Below are 13,448 nucleotides of genomic sequence, written 5' to 3'. Positions count from 1 at the left end.
CATGTTTTTTTAAGTCTTATTTTTAATTTTATTAGCTTTTTTCGTTTTAATTTGTCTAACGATTTTTCTCTTAACACGTTTAACACAACCTATTATTTTCTTTGACAACCACTCATATATACAAAATAAGAATTCATAAGTATCAACAAAAGGTTTAATAAATAAATATGTAAGAACTTTTAGTACTTTATTTATTATCCTATAAAAAAGTTTTCTTAATGGATATATATTATTCTCATAATAACTTTGTGAATAAGTATAATATATTAAAAAACCTAATCCAAAAAAGATAAAACAATATAACGGAATAATTCCATTATTAATTTTATATATGACTTGAAAAATAATAAATCCTTGACAGACAAAAAAGAGAATATCACAAAAATACTTAACAACTTTTTTTAGATAGATAAAGATAAAATAGTAAAGCAAATCATAGGTTACCCCTAAATAAATCCCGATAAAAAATGAATATAGTAATAATTCAAATTGAGTTTTCAGAATCATTATTTAAATAATTTACTGAAGAAACTTTTGGGGGCATCTATTGTATCTTGATGGTCATAATATTCGATTTTTGTTACATAACCAGAAATTAATATTTCGCCTTTATCAACACTAAAATTGATCATTTCTAAATCTTGTCCACTAATTGTCATATATCCCAATATTGTCTCTAAAACAAATTCTTCACTATTTAAACTTTCTATTTTTTTTACCCCCGTCGTCTCTAATGACTTACGGTCTCTTATCATCATATGATGATTATTAATATTATTATTTGTCTGATTATTATTTTTATTAAATATTTCAGTTTGATTCATTAAAAATCCCCCTTTATTTAAACTATCATTAAATTATATTAATATTTAATAAAAATTATGATAACGTTATGTACTATTTTCTTTTTTATATAAGACCAATTAAAAACATTTATTTACCCAGAAATTATAATAAAACGATTAAATTGTTCATTTAAACTTTATTGAGTTCTATAAAATAGAGTACTATAATTAAGGTAAAATTAGGATATGAGGGATAATAAAATGAAAAATACAGTAGATAATGAACTCTATCTATTAAATAATGATTACGTTTATATTTATGATTATAATATATTAACTTATCAATCATATTTAAAAATGGATAAATCTCGTAAATTAATTTATTATCAAAATAATACACTAAATATATTAGGTCTTGAGAATATTAATAACTCAACATATATTAAAACGTATGACCTTAATTAAAAAACATTAAAGGGAAATCAATGGATTTCCCTTTATCAATTATATTTATTATATTCTATTAGCTACTTTTATGATATTTTTAGACTAGTAATCATAAATCCCCAGACTTCTGATTGACCTTGTAAAGACATTTTATCTAATTCATTACAATTAATAGCTTCTTTAATTAAATACGTTAACGCTTCATCAACATTTCTTACTCCATATATATATAGTTTAACATCAGTAATATTATATTTAAGTAACACTTCTTTATCCTTATGTTTAACACAAATTTTATGTTCTAACATCGATACTTTATGAGCAATTCTATCTATAAATGGAAAAATGAAATAAAGACCTGGTTCTAATAATTTGTCATAAACACCTAATCTTTCAACAACATAGACATAATCTTGTGGAACAATTTTCATTCCTATCATACTAATTAAAAAAATGAAAATTATTAAAAAAATAATTACATAAACAAATGGCTCCATGAACCCTCCCAATTAATATTTAATTAATAGTCCTTCACTTATTGAATGTTTCAGACTAGGAATACCCTCTAAATTTTTTCTTCTTTAACGATTTCATACATATGTTGAGCATCATCTTTTTTAGTTGATTCTAGGATTTGTAAAACTCTGATGGTCACTAATTTATTTCCAAATCCGATTGTGATTAAATCTCCAACTTTAACTTCTGAACTTGGTTTTGCTATCTTATCATTAATTTGAATCCTATCTTTTTCAGCTACTTCTTTCGCTATTGTTCTTCGCTTGATTAAGCGTGATACTTTTAAAAATTTATCTACTCTCATAATTTCTCCTTAAGTTAATATTTTGTCATAACAATTAAACACATCTTTTAAATCTCTTAAATTAATTTCCCCAATAAATGTATACCCTAAATGGTTAAATAAAGTATTCATTCTACTATTTTTTGAATTGGTATCGACCTTTATATAATTAATATTTTTATTTTTCGCAAAATGTTCCACAAACTCGATTAATTTAGTAGCAATCTTTTGTCTTTGATAGCTTCTTTTAACCGCGAATCGATGGATTACAATTGCGCAACTCTCTTTTGTCCAGGATAATGATTGATAAGCTGAATCTTCCTTTTTATTAATACAGATAAATCCTGCAACCTCATTATTTAATTCAAACACATATAAGTTTACATTTTTAATATCCTCCTCAAAATGTTTTCTCGTTGGATATGTATCACTCCATTGATAATTATCTTGTTTCTGTAAATCTTCAATCGTTTCATTTACTATCATAAGGATTTGATCTAAATCTTCATTACGTGCTATTCTAATCATTCAACCATTACTCCTAACTTTTTAATAAATTTATTTAATGCTTTACGTGTTTTAAATTGATGGCATTGTCCTTTAAATTCATTTTCTATTAATGGAAAAATTAATTTTTTCTTTTTCTTAGGATAATCCCATAAAATATATTTTACGAATTCAAAATCAATTTTTTCATCACAACCTTGTTTCATACTAGGTCTTGTTTTATTTTTATACTTAAAATATCTTTTTATTGCACCATAGAGACAAACCATACGATTATAGTTAAGAAAAATAATTGTATCAGCATTTACTATTCTTGTTTTTAAAGAATCACCATAATTATGATTGCCATCAATAATGTATTGTTTTTTTTGTAACCATTCTTCTAATTCAGTTAAATATACTAATTTATTACATATTTTCCAATTTTCTTCCCAAAAAATTATATCTAAGTGTAATACCTCAATATTGAAGGTTTTTCCTAAACGATTAGCTAAGGTACTCTTACCAGAACCACTAGAACCTAAAATAAGAATTTTATTCATTCTACCACCTACGTTTTTTCACTTGCATTATCACTATACAATATATGATAAGTTATAAAATATAGAGAAGTCTATTCCACCTATATCAATATTTTAATACAAGTTTGATAATTTTTCTACTATTTTAAAAATAGTTTACATATTTATTTCAATGTAAACATTTTCATGATATAATAATCTTACAGAGTAAATAAAAAGCGTTAAGTGCTATAGGATGGGATGTTGCCTATAGACGAAAGGATTATCCTACGGTTTTTTATTGCGTCCGCTGTAAAAATATATATTGTATATGTTTTTGTTGTGGACTTCTGTTTATTTTAAATACGGAGGTCTTTTTTATGTCTAAAAACAAAAACCAGGTTTTTTTATACGCCTTTACCGCTGTGCTTGGAAGCATTGCTGGCGTATTAAAAATTGTTAGTATTGAATCACCCTTATATCGCTTGACTGTATATGATATTCCAATTATGATTGCAGGTTTTACAATCGGTCCTCTATACGGAGGGATTGTAGGTTTAATAGCGGATATCTTTCAGATGTTATTAAAAGGTTATCCACCTTCACTAATGACTTTATCTAGTATAATGTGGGGGGTCATACCAGGATTATTCTATTATATTAAAAGATATTTAAAAAGCAACACAAGTAAAGTCATTGTTGCAGTCATTCTTATTATTTTGACTAGTGCTACCGCATTTGGTATTAATACCTTACAACTTTATCTGTGGTATGGATCCGGTTCTTTTATCCAACTACCGGGTCGAATCATCACAGCAATTATTAAATTACCAATTGAAGCATTTGTTTGTATTCCTACCTATTATGTGTATCAAAATATGATACGAAATAGCCAATATAATGCAATTGAATATGATCTTTAACAAAAAAAACTGTTAAACATTTTGTTTAACAGTTTTTACATTTAATTATTTTTCTTCTTTTTCAATCTTTTCTAAATTATCTAAACTATCTTTTTTTGCAACTTCAGAAACACCTGCGATAAGTCCAGCTAGGTTCTGAAATTCAGAAGGAACAATAATTTTTGTAGCTTTTCCATCAGCTGCTTTTATAAAGGCTTCATAAGCTTTTAAAGTTAACACTTGTTCAGTTGGTTTTGATAAGTTTAACTTCATTAAACCTTGTGCAGTTGCTGCTTGTACTTGAAGGATAGCTTCTGCTTCCCCTTCTGCACGACGAATTTTTGCTTCTTTTTCAGCTTCAGCTGATAATATAAGTGATTCTTTATTTGCTTCAGCACGTAAGATTTGAGAACGTTTTTCCCCTTCAGCTATTTTAATTGCTGCTTCTCTTTGTCCATCAGCATTTAAGATAACTGCACGTCTTTCACGTTCAGCACGCATTTGTTTTTCCATTGCTTCTTGAATATCACGTGGTGGTAAGATGTTTTTAACTTCAACACGGTTAATTTTAATTCCCCATGGGTCAGTTGCTTCATCTAATATAACACGCATTTTTGTGTTGATAACATCACGAGAAGTTAATGTTTCATCTAATTCTAATTCACCAATGATATTACGCAATGTTGTTGCTGTTAGATTTTCAATCGCTACGATAGGTGATGAAACACCATAAGCGTATAATTTAGGGTCTGTGATTTGAAAATACACGACTGTATCAATTTGCATTGTTACATTATCACGTGTAATAACTGGTTGTGGTTTAAAGTCAATTACTTGTTCTTTTAATAAGATTCTTTGTGCGACTCTATCTAGCAAAGGAAATTTCCAATGCAAACCATCATGCCAAGTTGTTCTATAAGAACCGAATCTTTCAACGACATAAGCATAAGATTGTGGCACTATTCTAAATGAAAATACTGCTAATACTGCTATTAAAGCAATTACAGCTAAAAAGAAATACAATAAAATTTCAATCATGATAATCCTCCTAAAAATAAATTTTAACTTATATACTTAGTATGTCTATTTTGTTTCTATTTTTCTAACGATTAATTTCACACCGCTTACTTCAATTATTTCTACAACTGAATTTTCTTCTATTATCTCATTATTTTCCGTTTTCGCTGTCCAATAATTACCATCTACTTTTACTTCTCCATATTTAAATTCTTCAATTGTTTTAGATACCATTACTTTTTTTCCAATTAAAGAATTTACATTGGTTTTTATCGTCGTAGCCTTAAATTTTTTAACAGCATAGTTTCTAATAGTAACCACCATTAACAACGAAACGCCTAAAAATACAGCAAATTGAATTGCATATGCTTCTCGAAATATTATCGATATAAACATCGTCGCAATTGCACCTAATGCAAACCATATTGTTATTAAATTAAATGTCATTGATTCAATAACTATTAGTAAAATAGCGATTAAGAACCAAATTAATGGGGCTAACCAATATTCCATTACATTCACCTCACATTCATCTTAATGTAATTATATGATGAAAATAATTATAAATCCATTAATTTGAATATTTGTATAAAAAAAGGCGATGCATACGTTATTTTTAATAAATATTCATTAATTTATATTAAACCTATATTATAAAAAATATTTTTCTAATAATTCTAGTGCTTTTTTATATTTTTTATTTTCTTTATATATCCGATACATATCATTTAATACAAGTAAGTGAGTAGTCTCTAAAAATTTATCCAAATTCGGTTCTATATACTTATCAAAATAAGTTTCTTTATCATCGGTATTCAAATAAAAATCTGATATTACCCTACAATTCTGATCATCAAACTTAATCGGTTGAACTGGTTCTAATTTTAAACTAATAATTAGTTTAATTAATTTTCCTTGTTCTGTTTCTTTTAAGTTTTCAGCTTTATTTATCACGTTATATGCTTTATCATAATTTCCTCTTAAATAATAGCCAACTGAAATTAAATAATAGTTATTTAATATAAGTTTATTTTTCTTTGTCTTAATACTATAGTCTAAAGATATTGATAATAAATTAAGACCATCATCATAATATTTATTTATTAAATTTATTAACCCATAACAACGATATATTCTTTCTAAAATTTCATAATTATGTGTATTAATAAAAACTTCTAATGCTTTATTTAAGTAATCTAACGCGTAAAGACACTTATTCATCTTTATATAGTTAAAAGCTATTTCAATGTAAATAATTGAATTATTTATGTTTGATTTATGCATATGTTCAATTGAAAGTAAATAATATTTATTAGCCTTATTATAATTATTATTTTTATTGTAATATATTCCTAAGTATTGTAATGTTAAAATCAAATATTTTGTAGGCAATATATCTAAATTATCTTCTACATCCTGACGAAGATAATTTGCTTCTTCAATATCATCCGCTAGAATCGCTAAAATAAATTCTAAAGCATAATTATAATGTGTATAAATGATATTCTTTTTAAATACGTTTTGGAATTTATTTATCAATAGGACATATTCATTATAATTAATAATTAAATCATCATCATTTTGATAAGTTAAGATATTTTCAAAATATGTTTCAAATAAAATATAGTCATTGTTTGAAACTTTATCAAAATTTAGTTTTAGTTTTTTCAAAAAAGCAACATAAATTTCTTGATCCTTTAGTGGTTCACCATGCTCAAGCCTCGACAATTGAGCTTGCGAACAAATATTATGACAAAAATTAATTTGTTTATAGTCTACAGCATTTACTGCATCACTATGAAAATATAAATTTCTGTAATAATGAATTATTAGTCCTAATTGCCTTTTTGTTCTATCATTTATTCTTTTCATATAATCATCCTTTGTTTTTTATTCATAAGAAAAGAGGAACTAGCATGCCTAATATACTGATATCGATTATATATGGTCTATCTATAGGCTTAGCCTTAAGTATTGATGCTTTCATGCTCAGTTTAGTTTATGGGATATTTTCCATTTACTTATGCCCTTAATTGATTACAAGTCTAATTGTAGGTCTTTTCCATTTACTTATGCCCTTAATTGGTTATTATTTAGCCTTTTTTGTTTTTACACAAATCAATTTAGCCACCTATTTAGAAGGAAAAATCAAAATGATTCCCTTTATAATTTTATGTATATTAGGGTTTATGATATTATTAAAAAAAGAGAATGACGATCAATTTAGTATAAGAAATCTTATCAATAAATGTATATTTGCTTTCTCAGTAAGTATTGATAGTTTTCTAGCTGGAATTGCATTTACAACAATTGATCATACTCATATATTAATAGTTGCATTCCTTTTCTCAATTGTCAGCTGTATTTTAACTTTTATTGGTCTTTCTATTGGTAAAAAAACAGCTCAAAAATTACTCAACGCTAGCTTAGATTATTACGCTGGTGTTCTTATGATTATACTAGCAATTATTTCTTTGTTTATCTAATTATACTTTGCTTGTAAAAAAAAGTAAACATTTACCATTGGTTTATTGTGCAAAATAACACAAGTGAGAGTGAAAAACACTCTCTTTAATTTATTCAAGTTAATTGTGTATTCAATACCCTGATTTAATAGTTAATTATTAAATTCACACCTATCAAGTAGATAGGTGTGTGTTCATTACTAGATATTATTTAATGGTAATATCTCCAGATGTGGTATTTATATTGATATTATTTGAACTATCTCCTACTCTTCCACTAACATGATGTTCATAATTTGATCCACTTACTAAATATTCAAACTTAATCTTAATATCACCTGATATAGAATCTGTTGCAAAATTAAATGATGCATCTTGATTGACATCTAATACTACATCACCTGATACACTATTAACCCTGATATCAAAGTTATCACTTATTTCATTTATTTCTAAATCACCTGAAGTTGATGATGCATTAAGATTTCCACTCAACGCATCTACTTCAATATCACCTGATATAGAATCTAAACTTATTTGAGAAGTAACTGTGTCAAGTGATATCTCACCTGAAGTGGTATGTATCGTGGTACCATTTGCCACTGTCATATTCTTAATATCAATATCACCTGAAATTGATTTAAACCTCGCTTTATTTAACGTTAAATTACTTGCTTCAACCTCTCCTGATACGCTACGGATGTTTAAATAATCTAATGTCATATCATGAAGTTTTACATCAGAAGATACTGTACTAATATAAAGATTACCTTCATATGTACTAGGTAAATAAACATCCATGTTTACATCTCCAAAAAATGAGATTCCAAAATTAAAGGATGTATTATTAACATTAAACTCAATTGTTTTATTAGATTTACTTGCATTTAATTTATAATCTACTTTACATAAAAAACAATTGATTTCTCCATAATACTTTACTTTGATTTCATTACTATCAACATAGATAAAATTGACATCAGCACTTGTTGATTTTATGTTTAATTGATCAACATCATCAATAGTAAATACTTTTTCTTCATCAATTTTAATCGTTTTATTAAAATCTACTCTATCAGATGCTCCGAAAGCTATAATAGCACCTATCCCTGAAAATATAAAGATACAAACTAAGGTTATAATAATTTTTTTAGTCATTTTTATTTTCTCCTATTCACAATAATACTTAAATTAAATTTAAAATACTTTATAGTAATTAGATAAAACCATTTAGATAAATAAACTGTCCCAATCGTCCATAATCCACCTAGAGAAGAAATTGCTAATCCAACAAAAATCCCTAGTATAGGGCTTGGAACATTATCAAAGAAGTTTGGAAAAAATGGTGCAATAATCACAAATAATCCACTTACAATAAACGCAACACCAGATACAAATAATGCAAATATCGTAGCTGCAACGGCAATGAAAGGTCCTAATATGAAAACTAAATTAAAGAAACCTAATCCTAATGAAGCAAATAATGCGCGAAAGAAATTTCCGACTGTAAACGATTCTTCAACTCTAGTAATCATATAATTGGCTCTCATCTCTTTAGCTAAAGATTTTGGATGACCTAATGATTTTGCGATATCTTCTTCTTCTCTTCCCTCATTCATTCCAATCGTAAAATGCTCTTCATAATCATATAATATATCTTTTTTATCTTGTTCTGGTATCCCTTTTAATTGTTCATTAAAAACTTTCATAAATTCTCTTTTATTCATATGCTTCACTCCTCTTCAATAATCTATTAACTCCTTTAGTAAATGAAAACCATTCTGTTTTTAGGTCCTTTAAAATGTTTCTTCCTGCTGGACTCAGTTCATAATATTTTCTTGTGGGACCTTCTTGTGACTCTTCTAAATAGGTTGTCACGTACCCTTCTTTTTTCAATCTAGATAACAATGGATAAATTGTTCCTTCACTAATTGTAAAACTGCGTGAGATATTGTTAACTAACTCATATCCATAACAGTCTTTTTGATCTAGTATAGAAAGAACACATAACTCTAATACTCCTTTTTTAAATTGTATATTCATTTTGAACCTCCTCTTAATTACATGAGCATTATAACACATGGTACCTTTCATTGCAAGGTACTATACAATATTTTATTACTTTTTTTTAAATTTTTCATAAATTAGTTATTTTATTAAGTAAAAACAATAAATAAGACGAACAAAAAACTAGAGAAAATATGATTGACTTTTCTCTAGTTTTATTTTTTTACATCTCTTTACGCAAGAATTTATCTATTGTTATTTATTCACATTATGAGTAATTTGATTAGAAACTTTTTCTAAATCACTTAAAATAAACTCTGGTTTAAAATTCAAATTTAATATTTCTTTGCATGAGATAAGTTGATACTGAGTTTTTGTAAATTTACTAAAATCTATATCTTCTATATCAACATCATCTTCTATTTCACATAAGTAGACAAACAATAATTCATGATAATCATCTTCTCCATAATCAAAGAAGTTTTCATTAATTGAAAGCAACTTTGATATTTCAACATGTATATTTAATGCATCGTATACAGCTCTTTTAACTGCGGTTTCTGTAGTCTCTCCAAAATGGACTCTTCCACCTGGTAATGTATGATAATTTAAGTCTTTTGTAAGTAATATTTTATCCTCTTTTTTGATTACAGAAGCCACACGAAAATTAAAACATTTATGATCATGTTTGAAATTAATATCCATACCATTCATCTCCTTAAATTAATTTTATTCACTAATATTATAAAATATCCTTATTAAAATATCCACGAGTGAATTGATTTTTAATTTTATACTCTTCTATTATCTTATCGATAGGTATTTTATTATGCTCATCTATTAGGTCTTTATAAGCATTAATAATCCTAACTGATTCGTCATAATTTTCCTTAGAAAATTGTAATCGAAATCTTTTATATCCATATTTCATAAGTCGTAATACTTCATTCGCTAATATTAAATTTTTACTATTATAAATATGCATATGACATTTTTTATCCATATTAACTAAAAACTTTTCTTTTCTAGAATCGATTAAATAATAATTTTGCTTTTGACATTGTCTCTTACAATTTTCAGTAAATAGACAATACTTAGTTACCATTACCTCTTGATATCCATAAACGATAATTTCTAAATTCAATTTATCATTATATTTTAGTTTTTTATAACTCAAATCATTCATTTCATATGATAAGGTCACATATGAAACTTGTTTTTCTTTTAAATATTTAACCGTTTCTGAATTAGTAACATTTAAATTAAAATTCGTTATAACTTCAGTAGAAGTGTCTTTTGTTAGATATAGAGTACCTAAATCAGACACTACTAATCCTTTACAACTAGTATTAATCATTGGTTTTTCATTAACTCTGTTCTTACCACAATAATATAATTCTCTATTTTCATTTATTTCATCGTATATTTCTTCATTAACAATTATTTTAGTGATACCACAATCATGGGCTGCCTTTACTTGATCCATTTGATGACAATAAACAACTAAATCAGGTTGGCTATTATTATTTTCAACGGTTTCTTTTTGATATTGATAAGGAACATGTTTATCTCTTTTATGTCGTTCTTGTCTTAAAGAAATTAATTGCTCAATCGCAGTTCTCCTTAATTCATTTAAAGCACTAACGACAATAAAGATATCTTCATCTTTATTTATGTTTAAGGAGGTAAAATAAAAGGGGGTATTTCCTAATTTACCTAACTGATTTTTAATTTTATCCTCATTAAATATTTGTTTTTTACTTTTTTGTACAATAAAATTAGATTCTGACACAACTTCAAACCCTAAGTCATCTACTAGTTTCAATTTAGGTTTATCACCTATTTTAAGGGTAACTTCTGCCTTTATCCCAATCCTTTTTAAATCGATATTTCTTGCTTTTTCTTCAAGCATCACATCTTTTGTTTTAAAAACTTTAACGCCTGGTTTTATCTTTTCTTTCACATCTAAAGTAATTAATTCATTTTTATTTGCTTCAATAATTGCCTTTCCATTCCTAAACACTTTAGAAATCGTTAATCCTTGATCCGTCCCTTCAAAATAAATTCCATCTTGAACATGAATTTTTTTAAAACATCTGATAGAAACTTGATGTTTTTTTGATGACTCAACAACGCCACATAAAACACCCATGTTATTATTTTTCTCAGTATTAATGAACGCATTTCCATTTTCATTAAATAGAAATCCCTTTGTAAATTGACGATTAAAAATTTGTTTTAACTGTTCTAAATCAGCTGTTGTTATATTAATCTTCTTCTTTTGATAATATTGATCAATTGCTTTTCGATAAATTGAAACCACTACCGCTACATATTCTGGGCTCTTCATTCTTCCTTCAATCTTTAAGGAAGAAACCCCTGACTCAATAATTTCATCAAGGTGATTAATCGTATTTAAATCCTTCGGACTGATTAGAAATTTATTTTTATCAATAACCTTATCTTCTAATGCTAAATCATATAACTTTCGACAAGGTTGAGCACACCTACCTCGGTTTCCACTTCTTCCACCAATTAAGCTACTCATTAAACATTGTCCTGAATAACTGACACATAAAGCACCATGTATAAATATTTCTGTCTCTATCGACACTTTTTCATTAATTTTTTTTACTTCTTCTAAGGAGTTTTCTCTAGCCAAAACGACCCGTTTAACCCCTTCTTCTTCAAGTAATTTAGCGCCTTCAGCATTATGAATGGTCATTTGTGTACTACCATGAATTTCTAAATCAGGATAATATTCTCTAATAACACGCATTAATCCTAAATCTTGTACAATAAGTGCATCTACATCATGATGATATAAAAAATCAACATAATCCATAACTTCTTGAAATTCATGATCATAAATTAAGGTGTTAACCGTAATATATACCAAAACATCATACAAATGTGCTAATTTAATTGCCTCAATCATTTCTTCTTTACTAAAGTTTTTAGCGTATGCTCTTGCCCCAAACTGACCGCCACCTAAATAGACTGCATCAGCGCCACTTGAGATAGCTGCTTTTAAAGCAGCTATGGAACCTGCAGGAGCAAGTAATTCAACTTTTTTCATATTATCCAATATCGATTCCTAAGAATGATTTTACAAGTATACCAATACCAAAGGATAGTAAAGCAACGCCTAAACTTATAGAAACCATTTCAAAGAACCGTTTCTTGAAAGAAAAATCTTTAGCAACTGAAATATAATAATTAAATACAAAAATGATTAAGATAACGATAACAATTGTGGATAATAAACTAGCATAAACATTAGTTAGAAGTAAATATGGTAATATCATAAACGCTACGGCAAATACATATGCAACACCTGTATATAATGCTGATTTTAATGCAAATCCATGACTAGATTCTTGCTTTGTAGATAAATATTCACTACTCGCCATTGACAAAGAAGCCGCAATTCCTGTAATCAAACCAGCTAACGCGACATATCTAGGATTAGCAAAAGCAAATGATAGCCCTGCTAAAGTCCCTGTTAATTCAACTAAAGCATCATTAAGTCCTAATACGATAGACCCTACATATTTTAGTTTCTCTTCATCTAATGCATCGATGAGTTCTTTTTCATGTTCTTCTTCATCATCAATTAATTGTTGAATGCCCGAAATTTTATCTTTTAGTTCATTGTAAACTTCTTGTGTTTCTACTTCACCACGTTCCATTAATTTAATCCCAAAAGTTAAACCAAATATACGAGCAATAAAAAAGAAGAAAAACACTTTAAATCGATTTGGTTTGACTTTAGTTTTTGTATATTGTTCCCAAAAATGATAGTGATTTAATTCGTCTTCTGCAATATTATTTAATATTTCTTTATTATGGTCTGATTTTTGGTTTCTAGCTAATTTTTTATAAATAATATAATCCGTAATTTCACCTTTTTGTAGGAACAACATTTTTTGGACAGTATCTTTATCAAACAATAATATCATCTCCTATATATATTTTCTCACATATTTTATCATATAAATCCAATTAAAACAAAATAA

At 26.8% G+C, this 13,448-nt stretch carries 18 protein-coding genes; 3 read left to right on the top strand and 15 right to left on the bottom strand.

What is annotated here, in order from left to right; all coding sequences use genetic code 11:
- Window positions 1–9: 9 nt before the first annotated feature.
- Window positions 10–507 carry a spore cortex biosynthesis protein YabQ gene (locus KHQ81_14355; GenBank protein QVK17989.1) on the bottom strand — a complete coding sequence of 166 codons (498 nt, stop codon included), beginning with the start codon at window positions 505–507 and terminating at the stop codon, window positions 10–12.
- Window positions 507–824 carry a sporulation protein YabP gene (gene yabP, locus KHQ81_14350; protein ID QVK17988.1) on the bottom strand — a complete coding sequence of 106 codons (318 nt, stop codon included), beginning with the start codon at window positions 822–824 and terminating at the stop codon, window positions 507–509. The genes KHQ81_14355 and yabP overlap by 1 nt, the downstream gene beginning before the upstream one ends.
- A 222-nt stretch (window positions 825–1,046) precedes the next feature.
- Between yabP and KHQ81_14345 the strand changes: the two genes are divergently transcribed.
- Window positions 1,047–1,250, top strand: coding sequence for a hypothetical protein (locus KHQ81_14345; GenBank protein ID QVK17987.1), 204 nt, complete (start codon window positions 1,047–1,049; stop codon window positions 1,248–1,250).
- A 68-nt stretch (window positions 1,251–1,318) separates the two neighbouring features.
- Here KHQ81_14345 and KHQ81_14340 read toward each other — a convergent pair whose 3' ends face one another.
- From KHQ81_14340 to KHQ81_14325, 4 genes are all read right to left on the bottom strand, one after another.
- A complete protein-coding gene (locus KHQ81_14340; protein QVK17986.1) occupies window positions 1,319–1,729 on the bottom strand; it encodes a hypothetical protein in 411 nt (136 codons plus the stop codon).
- A 68-nt stretch (window positions 1,730–1,797) separates the two neighbouring features.
- Window positions 1,798–2,052: an RNA-binding S4 domain-containing protein gene (locus KHQ81_14335; protein ID QVK17985.1), complete on the bottom strand. Its 255-nt coding sequence runs from the start codon at window positions 2,050–2,052 to the stop codon at window positions 1,798–1,800.
- Between the two features lie 9 nt (window positions 2,053–2,061).
- Window positions 2,062–2,559, bottom strand: a complete 498-nt coding sequence (locus KHQ81_14330) for a GNAT family N-acetyltransferase (protein QVK17984.1) — start codon at window positions 2,557–2,559, stop codon at window positions 2,062–2,064.
- A complete protein-coding gene (locus KHQ81_14325) occupies window positions 2,556–3,080 on the bottom strand; it encodes a hypothetical protein (GenBank protein ID QVK17983.1) in 525 nt (174 codons plus the stop codon). The genes KHQ81_14330 and KHQ81_14325 overlap by 4 nt, the downstream gene beginning before the upstream one ends.
- A 338-nt stretch (window positions 3,081–3,418) precedes the next feature.
- On the opposite strand from KHQ81_14325, the gene KHQ81_14320 reads away from it, so the two are divergent.
- Window positions 3,419–3,961 carry a folate family ECF transporter S component gene (locus KHQ81_14320; protein ID QVK17982.1) on the top strand — a complete coding sequence of 181 codons (543 nt, stop codon included), beginning with the start codon at window positions 3,419–3,421 and terminating at the stop codon, window positions 3,959–3,961.
- Between the two features lie 45 nt (window positions 3,962–4,006).
- On the opposite strand, the gene KHQ81_14315 is transcribed toward KHQ81_14320, so the two are convergent.
- The 3 genes from KHQ81_14315 to KHQ81_14305 all read right to left on the bottom strand — a co-directional run bounded on the left by KHQ81_14315 (window position 4,007) and on the right by KHQ81_14305 (window position 6,829).
- Window positions 4,007–4,978 carry an SPFH/Band 7/PHB domain protein gene (locus KHQ81_14315; protein ID QVK17981.1) on the bottom strand — a complete coding sequence of 324 codons (972 nt, stop codon included), beginning with the start codon at window positions 4,976–4,978 and terminating at the stop codon, window positions 4,007–4,009.
- Between the two features lie 45 nt (window positions 4,979–5,023).
- Window positions 5,024–5,470 (bottom strand): NfeD family protein, encoded by a 447-nt coding sequence (locus tag KHQ81_14310; protein QVK17980.1) that lies wholly within the window; start codon window positions 5,468–5,470, stop codon window positions 5,024–5,026.
- Window positions 5,471–5,608: 138 nt separating this feature from the next.
- Window positions 5,609–6,829, bottom strand: coding sequence for a hypothetical protein (locus tag KHQ81_14305; protein ID QVK17979.1), 1,221 nt, complete (start codon window positions 6,827–6,829; stop codon window positions 5,609–5,611).
- 200 nt (window positions 6,830–7,029) lie between these two features.
- On the opposite strand from KHQ81_14305, the gene KHQ81_14300 reads away from it, so the two are divergent.
- A complete protein-coding gene (locus KHQ81_14300) occupies window positions 7,030–7,443 on the top strand; it encodes a manganese efflux pump (GenBank protein ID QVK17978.1) in 414 nt (137 codons plus the stop codon).
- A 186-nt stretch (window positions 7,444–7,629) separates the two neighbouring features.
- Here the strand turns inward: KHQ81_14300 and KHQ81_14295 are convergent, their stop codons facing one another.
- From KHQ81_14295 to KHQ81_14270, 6 genes are all read right to left on the bottom strand, one after another.
- Window positions 7,630–8,580: a DUF4097 family beta strand repeat protein gene (locus KHQ81_14295; protein ID QVK17977.1), complete on the bottom strand. Its 951-nt coding sequence runs from the start codon at window positions 8,578–8,580 to the stop codon at window positions 7,630–7,632.
- Window positions 8,581–8,582: 2 nt separating this feature from the next.
- Window positions 8,583–9,149 (bottom strand): DUF1700 domain-containing protein, encoded by a 567-nt coding sequence (locus KHQ81_14290; protein QVK17976.1) that lies wholly within the window; start codon window positions 9,147–9,149, stop codon window positions 8,583–8,585.
- Window positions 9,142–9,465, bottom strand: a complete 324-nt coding sequence (locus KHQ81_14285; GenBank protein ID QVK17975.1) for a PadR family transcriptional regulator — start codon at window positions 9,463–9,465, stop codon at window positions 9,142–9,144. The genes KHQ81_14290 and KHQ81_14285 overlap by 8 nt, the downstream gene beginning before the upstream one ends.
- Before the next feature lie 219 nt (window positions 9,466–9,684).
- On the bottom strand, window positions 9,685–10,134 hold the full coding sequence (locus tag KHQ81_14280) for an NUDIX domain-containing protein (GenBank protein ID QVK17974.1): 450 nt from the start codon (window positions 10,132–10,134) through the stop codon (window positions 9,685–9,687).
- A 37-nt stretch (window positions 10,135–10,171) separates the two neighbouring features.
- On the bottom strand, window positions 10,172–12,517 hold the full coding sequence (locus KHQ81_14275) for a U32 family peptidase (GenBank protein ID QVK17973.1): 2,346 nt from the start codon (window positions 12,515–12,517) through the stop codon (window positions 10,172–10,174).
- Complete coding sequence (locus KHQ81_14270; GenBank protein ID QVK17972.1) at window positions 12,510–13,391, bottom strand: VIT1/CCC1 transporter family protein; 882 nt, start codon at window positions 13,389–13,391, stop codon at window positions 12,510–12,512. The genes KHQ81_14275 and KHQ81_14270 overlap by 8 nt, the downstream gene beginning before the upstream one ends.
- Window positions 13,392–13,448: the final 57 nt, after the last annotated feature.

This window comes from Mycoplasmatota bacterium, assembly GCA_018394295.1.
GTDB lineage: Bacteria > Bacillota_I > Bacilli_A > Haloplasmatales > Haloplasmataceae > JAENYC01.
The sequence above is the reverse complement of the archived record's forward strand: the minus strand, read 5'-3'. Positions and strand labels throughout refer to the sequence as shown.